The following is a 16,678-nucleotide window of genomic DNA, read 5'->3' on the forward strand; positions in this document are numbered from 1 at the left end:
TGTATCGTTCAACAGTGTTCGCGGCCCCAAAGGCATGCAGGCTGAGGACGTGCGCGAGATCTAATCCCTAGCGGATGATCATCGCCCAGGGCGCCGCTATTGCGGCGCTTTTTTATGGTGCAGGGTGCGGTCAGGTTTTAGATATTCCTTTACAGCTTTGCAACAGATTCTGAAGCCCTTCGGATAAAGCCCACAAAGGTTGGCACAGATGCTTACGCATGCGTTCACTATCTGCGAGTGAACGCTGAATATCTCCCTCAATCCGAGGGATCCATTGGATATTCTCCGATACACCCGAAAGTTGATGAATAATTCTAGCCAGGGCATGAATGGTTGTAGCTTCACCTCGGGCAATGTTCACTGTCCCTTGCAGATTACCGACGAGTGCAGCGACATTGGCTCGAGCCACATCCAAAACATGTATAAAGTCTCTTTCCTGACTACCATCTCCCCGAATGGTGAGGGCTTTGTGGGCAAGTGCCTGGTTGACGAAACGTGAAATTACCCCGCTATAGGGGGATTGGGGATCCTGGCGTGGACCATACACATTAAAATAGCGCATTCCCAAATGAGAGAGCTGATGCATACGGCCATAGAGATCCGCGTAAAGCTCGTTACTATATTTCTCCAAGCCATAAGGGGAAATAGGCATTACCTGAGCACTTTCTTGCAGAGGAAGCTTATCAGGATTTCCATAAACGGCCGCAGAAGAGGCATAAACCAGGCGTGCATTACGCTTCCTCGCTTCTTCCAACACCCCAACAAATCCAAGAATATTTTGCTGACAAGAAAAAACAGGATTCTCCAGGCTCTGAATGACCGAAACCTGTGCAGCCAGATGCAAAATATGCGTAACGCCTGTACAAGATTGACTAAGGAGCATTTGATCGGTCATATCACCAAAGATAAACTCCAGGCGATCATGTTGTGCAGGCAAGTTCTCGCGTTTACCTGTGGAGAGATTGTCCAGCACACGGACGTAGTAGCCTTCGGAAAGTAAAAGCTCGACCGTGTGAGAACCGATGAAACCGGCCCCACCCACCACCAAGATTGTTGCAGAATGATGATTTGACTGCATGAGTATTAAACGCCCCCTATTTATTGAGTTTTAATGAAAGTGATAAAATCTATATCCTGCAAATCCTTCTTTAACAAAAACAGCCCGACTATGTCGGTGATAAAAAGGGAAAACATAAACCCCATGCCATAAAAAAATGGACCACCTTGAAGACTGAGCCAGGTAAACGCGGTGTTGCCGGAAAAAAATATAAATGTTAAAAAAATGCTGCGGCGGCGTAAGTCCATGTAGAAATAGACGTTGAGAATGCTCATAAACAGTAACTGTAGGCTAACACCGATAACATCAAACTGAAAAATTCTCGCGTAACTGATTGGATAACCGAGAATATGAAGTATCTGTGGGGTGAAGGCTATAGCAAAAATGACTGTTAAACCCTGTATTTTGGCAATATCCCACAAACCAGTCCGGGTTGCGTTAATCATTCCTTGCTTGGCAACAATTAATTCAGCATAGCTTCCACCCTCAATTATTACCTGATTATAGGCATTGTAAGATTCAACAAAATCTGTTTCTAGACGGAAAAGAAATATAGCCAGGCCTGGCACAATAAGTAAGTAACTCAGAAAAATAGGGACATCGTATATAGGCGAGGCGCGTAGCGGCCCTATGACTAATCCGCTGGTATCTGGTGTGAACCAGAATAAAAGTTTATCTACCCAAACAGCAGCGTTAAAAAAAAGCCCTACCAAAGTGAGAGACCAAAAGATTTTCCCACCTTTAAGGACACTATCAGGATAGTGTAAAATACCTGGAAATTGACGAATGACCATTGCGCCAAGGCTGGCCAGCAATACTCCCTGACCAATATCAAAAGCCAATAAATAACCATAAAGATCCCAGATGGTTCCCAGATAGATTCCCGAAAAAACTATAATAGAATAGGCAATCAGATACCAGGTAACTAGTGCTTTATAGTCTTTTAAGCTTGTCCCCATGATAGTTAATATCCAGACACCACACAACTCTACAAAACCTGTACCCATTAGAAGCTGGTAGAGAATAGTAGTTTTGGAGAAAAACCAGTATGCCAAAGCCCAAGCAACAATGCTTCCTAGAGTGCAAACTCCGGCAAGCATTAACATGATAATTGATATGACTTTGCGTTTTTCCTGAGCAAACAACATGTCTGCGATATAGCGCGTAAATAGCAATTGGACAGGTCCCGTCAATATCAACGACGACATAATGAGATACGTGACAGAAACTTGAAATTCAATGACTACAGAGTTGTGCGCATTTTCATCTACAGCGAGGAAGCCCAGGAGCAGAATGCCGAAAATGGACAGTAACCAGGGACCCGAAGAAACAAGTCCAGCAAAGCTGTAGGCTTGTAGTAGGGAAAAGTATGTTCTTTTTTTAAGAATTCTGCGTAACTCGAATCCGATGCCAGCCATGTCTAGTTTGTCATCCCCGCTTGATAAATCTTGCGATAGCTGGCGAACATGTCTTCCTCTCGGTAGTTACGCTCAACTCTTTGTATGCCATTTTTACTGCAGCGCAGCCAAACCTCTTCGTCATTCAAGAAAATAGAGATGGCCCTTGCCATGGCCCCGGGGTTGGCAATGGGGACTATTTCCCCTGCAGGGGCTTTAACGGAGTCTTTCGTACTACCATATATGAGTTCGCGGCAAGAACCGACATCCGTGGCGACAACAGGAACTCCAGCAGCAAAGCTTTCGAGTACGGAAAGGGGTAACCCTTCGCTGATAGAGCTTAGTACTGTTAGCCGTACCTGACTGAGAACATCCTGGACGGGTGCAAAACCTAGAAATTTGACCTGTAGTTTTAATCCCAAATGTTCTACTAATAGTTGGCACTCTTGATAGTAATCCTCATCTTCCTCGGTCGGACCAGCTATCCAGAATTCAGGAGAGTTCTGCTCTGTTTGTTGCAGTATTTTGGCTGCACGAATAAAAGTTTTAATGTCTTTGATGGGAACAACACGACCAATTAGTGCGACAATGTATCTTCTTTCAGCCAAAGGCGTCCGAGACACTAAAAAATTTTCAACTGGAATACCGTTGGGGATTGTATTTATTTTTTGAGGATCTGCTCCATCAGCAATCTGAAGTTCTACAACCCCGGAATAGAGGTTGATAATATGTTGCGCTTGCTGATATGTCAGGCGACCAATGAACTCAAAAAACCGAATCCACAAGTGTCGCAAATAATGAATTCTACCAGTTTGACTGAGGAACTCGTCGTCTTCATGAATCCATCGCGCCAACATCAGATCAATGCGTCTTTCTTTGGTATAAATGCCATGTTCTGAAATAATTAATGGGGATTTTCCAGTATTACTCAATAAAGCTCCTAGGTATCCAGCGTAACCGGTAGATGGGCAATGTATGATACGTGCTTTCGGGGCCTTATTCAGTGCTGTTTGTAAAAACCATAAAGGCGCGTGCATGCCGCGTACAGTCCAAAAATAATCAACAAAAGATGGTTGATCTAGAATTTCAGAATAGCACTCTATAGTATAGTCCCACACGTGCCGGTTTTCAAAAAAACCTTTTTCACTAATTCCAAAGTTATCAGCGTAATGGCTGATGTCAACAGTAATAGAAGATTTTGAAAGGCAGTCTTTCATTTTACGATGAGCTTCCCTGACTGCATTTATCTCTTTTTCTTCTATTTTTTTATTTGAATACGTTGTTTTTTTGTTATCGTATAGAAAATATTCTGCATAATATTTCACATTACCAGGTAAAGGATAAGGCTTTGCTAGATAATCCTCACGCATACTTCCCAAAAATATGATACCAAAGTGATATTCAGGAAATCCGATTATCAGGCGGTTTACCCATGAAGACACTCCGCCACGGACATATGGAAAGGTTCCTTCGAGGATGAGAAGGATATCGACGGATTCAGATTGTGGTGCATCTATCATTTTCTGTCTCCCAACCAATAGGACATCGACGGCCCATAACGTGGAGATAAGCGTAGTTCAGAGTGCTGCTGATATATTTCTCTAATTTTCTTTAAATCTCGTTTGTAAAAGTAGGCGGAGGCAAGATATGGGGCAATGGCAGATCCGGCTATATTAGAATTTTCAGCCGCGTTTAGACTGGTAATTGCTTCATCTATTTTCTTTACCTGTAGTAAATAAAGTCCAAAAAGCATTTTCATTGATGCGGATTCATGACTAATATTTAAGAATTCTGGTTCCCATTTCGAAAATGATGGTGTCGCGTCGGATGTTATTTCACGAGCCTCAGAGTGGCTGATGCTCCAGTACAGCCAATATCTTGAGTCCTGGATGCGTTTTAAGATTTTGGGTTCGTTAACGAGTTTCATCTGTTTGTTCAGGTGAATTAGTAACTCGGTGTTTTCTTGCTCACGGCGATCAAGTGCTGCATATGCTAATAGACGAACTTCTTCTGCGTCATCGGATAAGGCGCCACGCAATAACTGTGATTGACTGGAAAATTGTGAATCAGCTATTTGGGAAATTGCTTCAAGTCTTTGCCGGGGATCTCGAGCATGTCGGAGCCTTGCAGCAATGCTTCCTGGTGCTGCTGTCGACATTGTGAGCCGCGCATCACGCATGATGGATGGTATTTGAATTTTTTCAACATTCGGTTCATGCACCTGTCTTAAGATGCTGCGTAAAAATACCGTGTACATAAATACGACAAGGGGTCCAAAAAGTGGAATTATTGCTGCCAAAATGATTATCAAAAAAAAGGAATAAAATTTTTGCATTAATTTTTCAGGTCTTGGAATAATAAATAAGCTGAACAGGACAAGCAGTAGCCAGTATAAACTGTAAATGACAACAATGTCCTTAGTAAGTAAAGTGCTCATAAAATTATTTCTTCATTAAGCAACCGTCTGATCTGGTTTTCGCAAGAATCTTTGTTTATGGAAAAAATTTTATGTCCAATATAAGTTTCTTTCCATTGGCTTCCATAATGCAGGGCGCTTTCGTCGTGCATGCGCTGAAAGTGACCTTCTGCGGCCATGCTTCCTGCGAAAGGTAATAATACTATTAATTGAATCCGTTTTTGATTTTTTCTTACCCAAAGAATATCAAGTCCTCTTCGGAGTCGTTGTAAGAAATCTATAACCTTTTCTGCCGCATTGTCTGCATGGAAGTCATAACGTATGATCACGCCAACCTGTGGGACGCGCAGCGCCAGATTCTGTAATTGCATGAAGTCCGTTACAAACTCTGCCGAGCAATCAGGCCAGATATTTAATAATGGGGTAGCCTGACGTAGAGACTCCGAATAATTACAAATATAGTGAAAAATAACCTCTATGGTTTGTAGGCTTTCTTTATTAATGGCAAAAAAAGACATGTCCTCAATGGTTAAAATATATTGCATTCCTATAGACAATGTGTGTATATGAGTACTAACGTAAGCCCGTATTTCAACTATCTCCAGTTCAGCCAGGGTTTGGCTTTGTTCGCTATCAATTGCTTCTCGAAGAACTGGATCTTGTGGTTGCCATGGATGGGCATCGCCAAAAGCGGCTATTAACAGAGGGTTGCTTTTCCCCTTTTTGAGTTCGTACAAGCTGGCAATTTGCACGCCAACGAGTTGATTTAAGAAATACAGTACATTGCCGCCAATATCCTTATTCAAACGACCATTATTATCCACCAGTTGTTTTTTAATTTCGAGCAAAGCGCTGCGGATAGACATGGGTTGATATAGCAGGCTTTGTTCAAGGCGATCTTGGGATATCCTGGTGACAAATAAGTCATCCGATAGCTGTCGGAAGCGGGTAGCAGTAATTTCTTCCTGTAAAGCTCTTCCTGCTTCTTTTCGTGCCCAGTAACCAGCATATTCTGAGGCAATTAAAATAACCAGGACTGTTCCCGCGAATACTTCAAGGCTGTGTATTTCTGGATAGGCATGCCAAATGAAAGTGCTCGCAAGGACCATAACGGATAACAAGGCTGGCATCAACTCATAACGCAGTGCAATCAGTAACGGAATAATCAAAAGCCACGGAAAAGGTTGATTCAATAATAAGGGATCATACGGATCAATCCCCCAAGTAATTATAATGCCCAGTGCGGGAAACAGAATAGCTTCAATCCATCCTGCCCCCCAGCGGGGGAGTGCCGTGATTACCTTTGCGCGCATGCTTGTGAATTCTTATTTGTGGAGAGCGCGGTCGATCAGGCGATGGATCAAGTCCTGTGCCAGACCGCCAGTACCGCCACGACCCAGGGAACCACCATGAGCGCTCCCGACCCCTGTCCAGATTACCTTGTCTTCTGGCACATTGACTACCCAAAGAGTCATGGTTACTACCGGTTCCGCATTGATTCCTGCACGATAATTCCATTCGTCCACACTCCCTCCCAGGGCATAGTGTGTTCCATCGTTATGGGCATGACTCAGGGCCTCGGCGTACTCTTTTTTCCAGTCCCCACCCAGCAAAGACTGGGTACGGCTGCGTACGGGCAATGACCCAACGACGTGTCGATTATCACTTTGCAGTATTCCGGCGGCAAGGGCTGCTGCTCTTTCATTGGCCAGGGGCGTTTCTGTATTGTTGGCAAAGGGCAGTATGGTCCAAGTCGCTTCTTTGCTCAGATCAACGGGCTTGGCAGATTGTACGGTCATCCCAGCGCAGCCGCTGAGCATCAAAATCAGGATGAGGCTCCATAATCCTTTGGTTTTCATGTTGTTCTCCCTCTACTGGCAATATTAAAAATAAAATCGATAATTCATTGAGAAAATTTGCTGATTTAATGACAGTCCGTTTCCACCTTGTCCTTGAGAAAAGTCCAGGCTGAGGCGGTCAGGCCCCAAAACTGCCGTGCTGATTCCCGCATTGAATTGATATTGAAAACCGAATCGCGAATTGTCGTAGGCGCTGATCTGCAGATTGGGGGTCCAGCCCGGATGTAGTGCTTGATTCAAAGCCCCCCACTGTAGCCGTAGGCCATAGTCGGCGTAGCTTCCTGGTAATACGCTCTGTATATTGCGATCATTCGCAGCAAGGACCTGTGCCACTACGCCCTCTGGCCCGGAGCGTCGTTGTAGAGCATGGTAGTCTGCGAAGGGCCCTACACGTAATTCCCAGGGACCAAGATTAGAGCGCCAGAACGCACCTAGCTCCCCGTAGTGATCTGTGCCCTGCTGGATGCCATCTTGCCCAAGGTATTGGGTCCAGCCTAGTGCTGCATTAGCTGTCCAGGCATGAATTGTCTGCGCTATCTGTATTTGTGCACGATTAGCCATCCCGGCGACGGCTAAAGCCGGGCTCTGAAAAGTTTGAGAATGGTAATTTAGTATCGTCGATACGTTGGTGTTATCGGTCAATTGCCAATTCAGCTCAAGCTTGCCAGTCAAGTTGTTTCGTAGCCCACGATATTCTCCAGCACTGACTTCTCCCTGCCAATGCCGGGTGCGCCAAAAAAATCCTAAATTCGTCCGGCTTTGCATCCTTGGTGGATTGATCAGTTGTGTATTTGGGCTGGCGTTTTGCCACAAATTTTCATTTTGAAGCAATATCCCCCAAAAAGGTGAGATATGGATATGTGCGCTTAACTGTGGCCCATACACTTGTAGCCCATTAAAACTCTGCCAACTTCCTTGAATATTCACAAAACTGGTCGTACGAGAGAGGCTGTCTATGTACATGCGGCGCAACTCGCGATCAAACGGGTTTATCTGCAAGGCTGTAATGGCCGAAGTCTGGGCCTGGAGAGGGCGTCCCAGATATTGATCGGCCTGAAACATCTCCTTGGGTGGTATGTCAGCAGGATGCGCAATGAGTGACTGAATGGTTTTCATATCACGTTTGTGCAAGGCCAGACTCAAGAGTGCCCAGGGAGGTGTCCTTGCAGGATTATTGTGAACAAGAATCTCTGCCAAGCCCCAATATCTTCGGGAGAGACTCCAGGAAATAGCAGGTAAGTAGTCCCCACGCTCTGCAGCAGTCATGAGGATCGCTCGCGTTTGGTTGCCCTCCTGGGGTGAGGCGGCTATGGCCTCGGCAAGATTATGCAAGGCATCTTCCTGACTTTGAAGTCTGAGAGGAGATGTTGATGGCATAGCAGTGGATTGTTTGGCTGAGACGGGCATGCTTGGCGCAGCCAAGGATGAGCCTTCCATTCCTACGGGAATAGCCTCGTGTTCGAGTGCCTCTCTATCAGCCCGGTGCTTTTGGTTGAGCTTTTGATCCCGCAAGATTACCCGTAAATCAGGCTTGATTTGGTTTTGCCCGGTATTGCCGTGTTGTTCTGGTATGGCCAAAGAGCCAGGTGCCGGCAGGCTATTCTGGGTATCTGCGAGTGCTTCCACACTGGCCGCCATAGCGCAGGTCGCCAATAGCCATTTGCCGAAAGCAACTATTTTAGAATAAAGAGGCCGCTGTGTCTTATTCATGCGCTGCCTCCTTCTTTTGCAGAACGCCTTGATGAAGTTGCGCCAGGCTATCTGCCAACGCCTCTTGCCGCAATGACCAGGCAATACCAGGATGACCGGTAGATTCCCAAAGAGAGGCTTTGGCGAGAATTTGACGGCTATCCAGTTTTGACTGCTGAGTTGATTGCGGGGCGAGAAATAATGCGCTGCTGTAGTGTCCCAGGCGCTCTAGTGCATTCATGGTAACGTCATGAAGCTCTGCTGATGGGTGGAGGACATCGCCAACCAGTAAGGCCTGCAAAGCATATGTATTACCGGAATCAACCAGCATCCAGAGGAGATTGTTTTTGGCAATAGTGTCTTCTGGATTCAGGTGCAGAGCCTCTGCATATGCCCTTTCGGCTATATTATATTTTTTCAGGGCATTAGCCCATTGACCCATGGCTAACCAATAGGTGGCATAGGAGCGGAGTCCTTGAGGATCATGTTCCGGTACAGATCGCAATAATTGTCCCAAAGTCTTCCATTGTTGGGCCTGTCCTGCGTAAGTCAGGCTCTCAAAATAAAAATAGGGGAGTTGATATTTTAACCAGCCCCGTTGGGCAACCGCGAGAGCCGCTTCTGGATTTTTGCTACCAACCAGCATAATCAAGCGCTGAAGATCGTATTTGCTGGCAGCATCAAGCAGGTAGAGTTTTTTTTCGGCATCCAGAGCTGTCTGGTGATCATGGATTTCCCAAGCCAGTACGGCAAGCAAATGCCAGAATGGTACGTCATTCAAGGTCGCCCGGTCTCGTACGTGGTTCATGGCTGCAAAAGCTTCTGCGTAATTACCTTGCATCGATAACAGGCGAGCTTCTTGTATAGCAATATCCGGGGTGGCCTTAAAGTGTTTTTGAACACTTTGCAGTGCTGCCAGACTTTGTGCGATTTCGCCCCGCTGATAGCTGAGATAGGCTTTTTGCTCTAATAAAAAGCGATTCGGTCCGGTGTGTTGCAGCGACAGATTGATGTCAGAAATAGCCTTGTCCGGCTCGCTCAGTTGTCCATAAGCATAAATCAGTGTTTTCCAGTCGGCATTACTCAGCTGCCCAGCCCTTGCTAGGGGAGAAAGTAGCTGGATAACAATATCCGGCCGGGATAGTGCAGCGGCTAATTTGACCGCCGCCGCGAGAGCGCCGGGTTCTCCGTGGCGTGCTAACCAGTGCCACTGCTGTAAAACCGTTTCCCTCTGTCCAAGCCAGGTACCTACCTGAATGAGCTTTTGGCGCCAGGAAATACTTTCTGGCATTTGCAGCACAGCGGTGTAGGCCAGACGATAAGCCTCGTTCAGCTGCCCAGATTGCAGGAACGCGCTATAGGCTAAATCGTAAAGTTCAGGAGAATAGCTGCCAGGAAATGGCTGAACGACCATGGGAGGCTTATACCAGGATGGTGAAATGCCACCCTGATCCAGATATCCCATACCCTTCCCCGATTTGATGCTTTGCGCGAGACTGGCCGCAAAAGCATCTGCAACCTCCTTTTTTTGAGTATATTCTGCCCGCCATTTGGCATCATCAGCGGCCAGGCTACCGGGAGCTTTCCACCACGGCGTTGGTATTGCAGCATCATGGGCGTAAGCTGCGGAGCCGGTAATGATAAGAAAAATCCCGAGCAGTAGGGGTAGGTGTTTCATGGGTGATGAGCCCGCTCTGGTTTTTCTAGCTCTGCTTTTAGCCATTGTGCGGCCAGCTTGGGTTGTCCGGCGGATATGGCCAGGCGGGCCATGATTAGAACAATATCGCGTTCCTTGGCAATGCCGGGGAGCCGGGATAAGGTTTTTTCCCCTTGGGACAGCGCGAGCTTGGCGCCCCCACCTCCTTGAATCAGAGCAAGACCACGGATGAAATAGTCTTTCTGCAGTGACGCTTGATCGCTGTGCAGGGCCATTTGTAGCAGGAGTTGTCCAGCTTTGACGCTTTTGCCATTAGCTGTCCATGCTGCAGCTGCTGCGTGCATGGCATGAACGGCAGCTGCAGGATTTTCCCGGGCTACCGCTAGCCAGGCTTCCGCACTTTGATTATATGCCCCAATTCGCAGGGCATCGTTGGCAAATTGTGCATAATCGTCGGCAGACCAGCCACCCTCCTTGAGTAATTGATCTAAATAAAGGACGAGTGCTGCCTGAGCCTTTTTTCTGGTGAGAGAATCAGGTGATTGAGCCATGGCATGCGTCCAGTCTATCTTCCATTGCATGCGTTGCGCCTGCCTATGTACCGGATCTTGAGGATTACCAAGAATAGGTTGCAGCTGTTTACTTGCGGCCATGTATTGACCGCTTCTCAACAGAAGCTCAGCACTCTGGATTCGTGCTATACCGTTTGCCGATGAGTTCTGAAAATCCAGTCGCCCATGCCACCCATAACTCCAAGCAATGGCCACGATCACTATCAGTATCGTGGCTACAAAAATCCATATACTCGCTGGTCGCAGTACTGGTTGCGGGGCAGGCTGGGATTTATGGAGTGCAGGTGACATGCAGAGTAACAGTTTGGGCCGGGCTTTGTAGTCGTTCGCTGTCTGGAATGCTTGCTGACTGGCCATTCATATTGGCACGACAATTACGGGCATTATCTAATTGTATTTGTACGGGAACAAATCCCTCTAGTTTGGCGATAAATCCGTTATTCTCAGACGTGAATCCGGAGATGGGCGCATTAGCGCTAATAATATAGGGAACAGTCTTGGGGTGCTTGCTGAGCGATAAATAAACGGATGGAGCTCCGTCCATATGCACATAGAGGTTACCGTTGGGACTCTGATTATATCCTGCTATTCCTTGGCTTTCGGCAATGTCAGGAACTCCGAGGCTGGTCGGCATCCGCAGCTCCCGGAGGGCATCAGCTCCGCCAACCCAGAAACCATGTCCCTCGCGAGCGAGGTGAATCGTGTAAAAATTGTTGGCTATATGTCCATAGTCGGCCACATAAATAGGGGTGATGGACTGTGTCAGCACCCAATTATAAACCTTATCCACGGCTGAAATGGAGGCCAGTTTGGTGGCGGTGTACCAATGAGTATATATGTCGATAGGTTTAAGTCGATGCGGCTTGTTGGTCATTTCAAAAGTCTGAATGACATTTTCATAGCCCCAGTAGGGCCCGTGCCATTGATTGGTAAAGTAATCTTCATTGGCATCAGGCGCAAAAACCTGCAGCCATTTGCCCCGGAAAATACCGATAGGCGGGACCGCCGTAATACTGGGATTTTTTTTGCTGATGGTGCTTTCGCCGCCGTTGATATTCATGAGCCCGGCCTTATAGGCAAGACCAACCACCTGAGCATCGGGTTCGCAATCGCCTGACCACTGATCAATCACCACCTTTTTGTCCGGTGGGGCCAGGTGTTTGTCAATCCATTTGGCGGCACCAACAGCTTCCATATAAGGGCTGAATTTGTAACCCGGTACCGGCAAATTAATACCGGGATAATCCTTGCCGGCCTCAATAGCGGGCCAGTCGAAGGGGTGAGACCACATGTGTGAACCAATTTCCACATAAGGCAGCCGGAATACCTCCCGAGCCACTTTTGTGCCTAAAGGCGCCAGGGCGGGGTACAAGCCACGATCACCCGGCAACAAATCACCCACGATGATAGAGCCGGTAAAGGGTAACTTATATTTCTCCAGGATCCGATGCATGTAGACCTCCCCGGCAATGTGGTAGGGGGGGAATTGCGCGCGGCTGACAAATCCATCGCCATCCGTGTGTGCCATAAACAATCTGCGTCCGCTTTCTGTAGTGGTATCGGGAACGGGTATATCCGGTAAACGAAAAGCATCAGCATATAGCTGGAAGGGATTTATCAGCCAACGGGTATCTTTGTTGGGCAGGGTAGTGAGGAGATAGGGCGAGAGCACATAGCCTCCCCATGGGGTGATGGCTGCGGCATCTTCGTTCTGACCTTCGGGGCTTTTCAGTGTAAGCCAAACCTGACTGCCCGAGGGAGCGGTGAATTGCAAAAAATCTCTGGGATTTGCCGTAATAGGCATCTCATAACTCATGTTTTTGTTTTGAGCAGTAATACTCAATGCACTGATATTGTGGCTAGACGGTTTATTCATGCCTAAATCCATATAGGTTTTATCGTCCAGGGCATCCTGAAAATCGCCGATCAATAAAATTGGAATGCCGGCTGATTTGGCCTCATCCAGCCAGTGAGATATGCCAGCGACATCTTTGACAGGCTCACCATCGCTCCAGAGGATGACCCCAGCATATTCTCCGGGGCGAGGGGTGTTGGGTAGTTCCTCGGATAGGCGTCGAAATTGCGGAACATATCCGAGGTACTCAAGAGGCATGGCACCATTGGCAAAGGCAGAACTATCCTGTTGCGGATCAGAGCTATTATACAAAATAAGTACATGGCGAGGCATAGGTTCCCGCAAGCCAGCACCCACAGCAGTTAAACCGGCATTGGTAACATAAGGAACAAAACCCAGGGATTGAATTTTTTGGGCATCTTTCCACCAGCCCTGACGATTCATCTGTGGCGGCATGTAGTCAATGACAATGGCGGGCAATCCATACGTCTGGACTTTCTTGAGTTCGGTAATCAGCTCTTTCTGATCAGATTCAGGAACGGATGAATAGCTTCTTTTTTCCTGATTCCACTGTTTGAATAATGATTCTGCAACTACGCCGACAAGGTCTTTATGGATTTCGGGAAGTACGGAAAAGCCACGATTGGCGATAAGCCGGGCGTCGGGATGGGCAGTTTTAATAGCCTGAATAAGTTGGACTAATCCACTTTCTTGCGCTTTCTGAGCCGCGACACTTTTGTCGACCAGTTTGAATGAATCCAGGGTGTCCATAAAAAAGGCGTGATAACCTTGCTGCCAGAGAGGGTCAATCACTTGCTGTAGCAAATAGTTTCGACAGTCAGCATGAGCGAGATTGATGATTTTTCCTCCCCAGACCGCATTGCTACCCATCGCGCAACTTTCTGGAAGATTTTGGTAGCGGGCATCTCCCGGAGTGGTTTCCCCGATACTGACATAAGCAAAAATCCGTTGATTTTGATCAAAGTCACTCGGTAGTCGCTGATTGCCGGGGTTTACCACAACCCATTTGAAGTCTCGAAATGCTTCTGGGGCAGAACCAGAACCATAGTAGAAACCAACGCTGGGTAGCGTACTGGCTAAGGCAGACCAAGGCAAAAGCGCCAAACACAAAAGTAAGGTGCTGGATTTCGACCGTAAAATTGCACTGAATTTACACATGATGTTCGCTCATGATCACTCCGTTCTGCATTTGAGAATAACATAAAAGTCTAAGCAGAACAGGAGCAATTCAGATTATCATAACTTTCTATAATCTAATGTAAGTATGTGAATAAATAGCAAGGATGATAATAATTTTTTATCAGATTGCAGGGGCAATTTTAGAGTGTTTCCAAGAGGTTTGCTTAAGCCTTCAACGCTGTAAAAACCCCTGTTGACGCAAAAATTCGGCCATGTGCGGGCGGGCCTCGCGTCCCGCCAGGCTGGCTACCTCTTGGCTCCAGCTGCTGGTTTTCTGGCCGGTAGAGCGGGTCTGGTAGTATGCTTTCATGGTGTGGTCATACTGAGCGATGAGTGCTGCATCCCGGCTTTCATCAAAGCGATTTTCCTGTAGAACGGCTGCCAATGGCAGGCGAGGCTTGACTTCCACTTCCTGGGCGGGATAACCGAGACACAGGCCAAAGAGCGGATAAACCTGCTGCGGTAATCCTAACAATGTGCTGATCTCGGCAGGATGGTTGCGTACGGCCCCGATATAACAGGCACCCAAGCCTTGAGATTCTGCTGCTACGGTACAGTTTTGTGCACACAAAGCTGTGTCTACTGTGGCAATGAGAAAATGCTCGGTCATGCCAGCAACAAAGGGCGGGCCGACTTCATCACAAACCTCCTGGGCCCGCCGCAGGTCCGCACAAAAAACCAGAAAAACCGGCGCTTCCAGCACGTACGCCTGCTGCCCTGCCAGTGTGGACAGCTGTTTACGCAAATCCTGGTCCGTGATTTGGATGATGCGATAAGCTTGTAAATTGCTCGAACTGGAAGCCTGCTGTCCACAGCGAACAATATTTTCGAGAAGACCCTCGGGCAAAGGGTCGGAACGAAACTGGCGAATCGAACGATGGGACTGCAAGAGTGGAAGAACATCAGTCATGAGTCAACTCCTGGATGCATGGTTTCGGAAAGAGGGATGGCCCCGCTCAGGGCACGATCTGCTTGACGGGGCGCACCAAAATTTCTTCAACCAGAACATGCGCCGGCTGAGCAAAGCTATATACCAGCGCCTGAGCAACATCTTCAGGATGCAGGGCTTCCAGTGATTGTCGTCTTTCACGCATGCTTTCTTCGGGAACATTAAACCCCCATTCGGTCCAGACCGCGCCGGGCTCAATTAATGCCACACGAATGCCCTCAGGTCCCAACTCCTTGCGCAAGGCATCGTGAAATCCCACTACCGCAAATTTTGTCGAATTATAAACGGACCAGCCGGGTAGGCCATACCGCCCGCCGACACTGGAAACCGTCGAGATCATCGCGCCAGGCCGCCCTCTCATCAGGGGAATGGCAGCATGGGTACAACGCAGAACACCATACAAATTGGCTTCGATCATTTCTTCCCATTCCGAGGCCTTACTATCTACAAAGGGCGCGTTGTAACCCAGCCCCGCATTGTTGAAAAGTAGATCGATTCCTTGATATTGATTGCCAATGACTTCAAAAAGGTGACGGACCTCTTCAGGATTCCGCAAATCAGCCGGAAAAACATAGGCTGATGCACCTATTTCCTGCGCTACTTTCTCCAGTCGCTCTTTTCGCCGCGCTACCAATATCACTTTCATGCCTTCTGCCGCGAGCAGGCGGGCGCTAGCCTCGCCAATACCACTGGAAGCTCCCGTGATGACTGCGACTTTATGGGTTAGATCCTGCATTTTCATAGAGATTACCTCGTAAAATGAGCAGGGCAAGCAAGATTTTTGCTATCACTTACCCTATGGGCGTAGAATACCGGCCAGTTGGTATTCAACTTAGTCAACGCGGAGCTTTACGTCAAGACATAAGTGGATGCACGCTAAAATTCATGTCAAACACACCAATAGATAACCCCCATGATCTGGAATCAGAATATGGGAAGCATCGCTAACTGAACAAGGAGATCATCATGTCCGTCAATAATGACCAGACCTCTATGGTATATCGCAGGCTTGGACGGAGTGGTTTGCAAGTGAGTCTTTTTTCTCTGGGCTCCTGGGTAACCTTCCATAATCAAGTTGATTCTTCAGGTGTACGCGAGATGATGGCCATGGCCTGGGACGCCGGTGTGAACTTTTTTGATAACGCTGAAGTGTATGCCAATGGCGAAAGTGAACTGTTGATGGGAAAAGCCCTTAAACAGCTTTCCTGGAATCGTCTTGATTATGTGATTTCCAGTAAATTTTATTGGGGATTGAAAGGCGGCGATAAGCCCCAATCGTCAATCAATAGCCGCAATACCCTGAATCGAAAATATTTACTACAGGCGGTCGATGGCAGCTTGCAGCGTTTAGGTCTGGAATATCTGGATTTGATCTATTGTCACCGGGCAGATCAGCATACGCCTATCGAAGAAACCGTATGGGCCATGCACAATATTATCGAGCAAGGCAAAGCGCTTTACTGGGGTACCAGCGAGTGGAGCGCCGCTGAAATCATGGCTGCCTGGGAAATCGCCGAACGCCATCATCTGCATAAACCGGTCATGGAACAACCGGAATATCACTTATTTCATCGTCAGCGGGTGGAAAATGAATATGCCCGCTTATATGAACATATGAGTTTGGGTTTGACTACCTGGAGCCCCTTGGCTTCCGGGCTATTAACGGGAAAATATCTAAAAGGTATTCCAGAGGGGAGTCGTGCTTCTTTACCGGCACTCTCTTTTTTGAAAGAAGGTTTGCTGGATCAGGATAAAAATGCTGCAGTCGCAGAGCTGCAGGGTTTAGCGCAATCCATAAATTGCAGTATTTCACAACTGGCATTGGCCTGGGTGGCTCATAACCCGCATGTGAGTTCCGTCATTCTGGGGGCGTCGCGCAAGGAGCAACTGCAGGAAAATCTTGCGGCTATCAATGTCTTAAAGGCATTAACTCCGGAAATTATCCAGCGAATGGAGTCCATAACGGAAAAGTACGCAGACTGAAAAAGCCGGTTATCGCAGTAGATTATGCTTGGCAAGGCGCTTCT

The 16,678-nt window shown here is 47.5% G+C and carries 13 protein-coding genes; 1 reads left to right on the plus strand and 12 read right to left on the minus strand.

Annotated features, from left to right (window positions below):
• Window positions 1-130: 130 nt before the first annotated feature.
• The 12 genes from AC2VLR_RS03990 to AC2VLR_RS04045 form a co-directional block, all read right to left on the minus strand.
• On the minus strand, window positions 131-1,078 hold the full coding sequence (locus AC2VLR_RS03990; protein WP_486880948.1) for an NAD-dependent epimerase/dehydratase family protein: 948 nt from the start codon (window positions 1,076-1,078) through the stop codon (window positions 131-133).
• 20 nt (window positions 1,079-1,098) lie between these two features.
• Entirely contained in the window at window positions 1,099-2,475 is a 1,377-nt protein-coding gene (gene pelG / locus AC2VLR_RS03995) for an exopolysaccharide Pel transporter PelG (protein ID WP_486880949.1), read from the minus strand.
• Between the two features lie 2 nt (window positions 2,476-2,477).
• Window positions 2,478-3,974 carry a GT4 family glycosyltransferase PelF gene (gene pelF / locus AC2VLR_RS04000; RefSeq protein WP_486880950.1) on the minus strand — a complete coding sequence of 499 codons (1,497 nt, stop codon included), beginning with the start codon at window positions 3,972-3,974 and terminating at the stop codon, window positions 2,478-2,480.
• The gene (locus AC2VLR_RS04005; protein ID WP_486880951.1) at window positions 3,971-4,891 is read right to left on the minus strand and encodes a HEAT repeat domain-containing protein; all 921 of its coding nucleotides are present in this window, start codon (window positions 4,889-4,891) and stop codon (window positions 3,971-3,973) included. Before AC2VLR_RS04005 ends, pelF begins: the two co-directional genes overlap by 4 nt.
• On the minus strand, window positions 4,888-6,183 hold the full coding sequence (locus AC2VLR_RS04010; RefSeq protein WP_486880952.1) for a PelD GGDEF domain-containing protein: 1,296 nt from the start codon (window positions 6,181-6,183) through the stop codon (window positions 4,888-4,890). The genes AC2VLR_RS04005 and AC2VLR_RS04010 overlap by 4 nt, the downstream gene beginning before the upstream one ends.
• Window positions 6,184-6,195: 12 nt before the next feature.
• Entirely contained in the window at window positions 6,196-6,729 is a 534-nt protein-coding gene (locus AC2VLR_RS04015; protein WP_486880953.1) for a hypothetical protein, read from the minus strand.
• 24 nt (window positions 6,730-6,753) lie between these two features.
• Window positions 6,754-8,439: a hypothetical protein gene (locus tag AC2VLR_RS04020; RefSeq protein WP_486880954.1), complete on the minus strand. Its 1,686-nt coding sequence runs from the start codon at window positions 8,437-8,439 to the stop codon at window positions 6,754-6,756.
• Entirely contained in the window at window positions 8,432-10,096 is a 1,665-nt protein-coding gene (locus AC2VLR_RS04025) for a tetratricopeptide repeat protein (protein WP_486880955.1), read from the minus strand. The genes AC2VLR_RS04020 and AC2VLR_RS04025 overlap by 8 nt, the downstream gene beginning before the upstream one ends.
• The gene (locus AC2VLR_RS04030; protein WP_486880956.1) at window positions 10,093-10,626 is read right to left on the minus strand and encodes a hypothetical protein; all 534 of its coding nucleotides are present in this window, start codon (window positions 10,624-10,626) and stop codon (window positions 10,093-10,095) included. Before AC2VLR_RS04030 ends, AC2VLR_RS04025 begins: the two co-directional genes overlap by 4 nt.
• A 292-nt stretch (window positions 10,627-10,918) precedes the next feature.
• The gene (locus AC2VLR_RS04035; RefSeq protein WP_486880957.1) at window positions 10,919-13,681 is read right to left on the minus strand and encodes a bifunctional glycoside hydrolase/polysaccharide deacetylase family protein; all 2,763 of its coding nucleotides are present in this window, start codon (window positions 13,679-13,681) and stop codon (window positions 10,919-10,921) included.
• Window positions 13,682-13,874: 193 nt separating this feature from the next.
• Complete coding sequence (nfsA, locus tag AC2VLR_RS04040; RefSeq protein WP_486880958.1) at window positions 13,875-14,612, minus strand: oxygen-insensitive NADPH nitroreductase; 738 nt, start codon at window positions 14,610-14,612, stop codon at window positions 13,875-13,877.
• Between the two features lie 46 nt (window positions 14,613-14,658).
• A complete protein-coding gene (locus AC2VLR_RS04045) occupies window positions 14,659-15,393 on the minus strand; it encodes an SDR family oxidoreductase (protein WP_486880959.1) in 735 nt (244 codons plus the stop codon).
• A gap of 224 nt (window positions 15,394-15,617) precedes the next feature.
• On the opposite strand from AC2VLR_RS04045, the gene AC2VLR_RS04050 reads away from it, so the two are divergent.
• Complete coding sequence (locus AC2VLR_RS04050; protein ID WP_486880960.1) at window positions 15,618-16,634, plus strand: potassium channel beta subunit family protein; 1,017 nt, start codon at window positions 15,618-15,620, stop codon at window positions 16,632-16,634.
• Window positions 16,635-16,678: the final 44 nt, after the last annotated feature.

The organism is Acidithiobacillus sp. TH-A117, assembly GCF_057473465.1.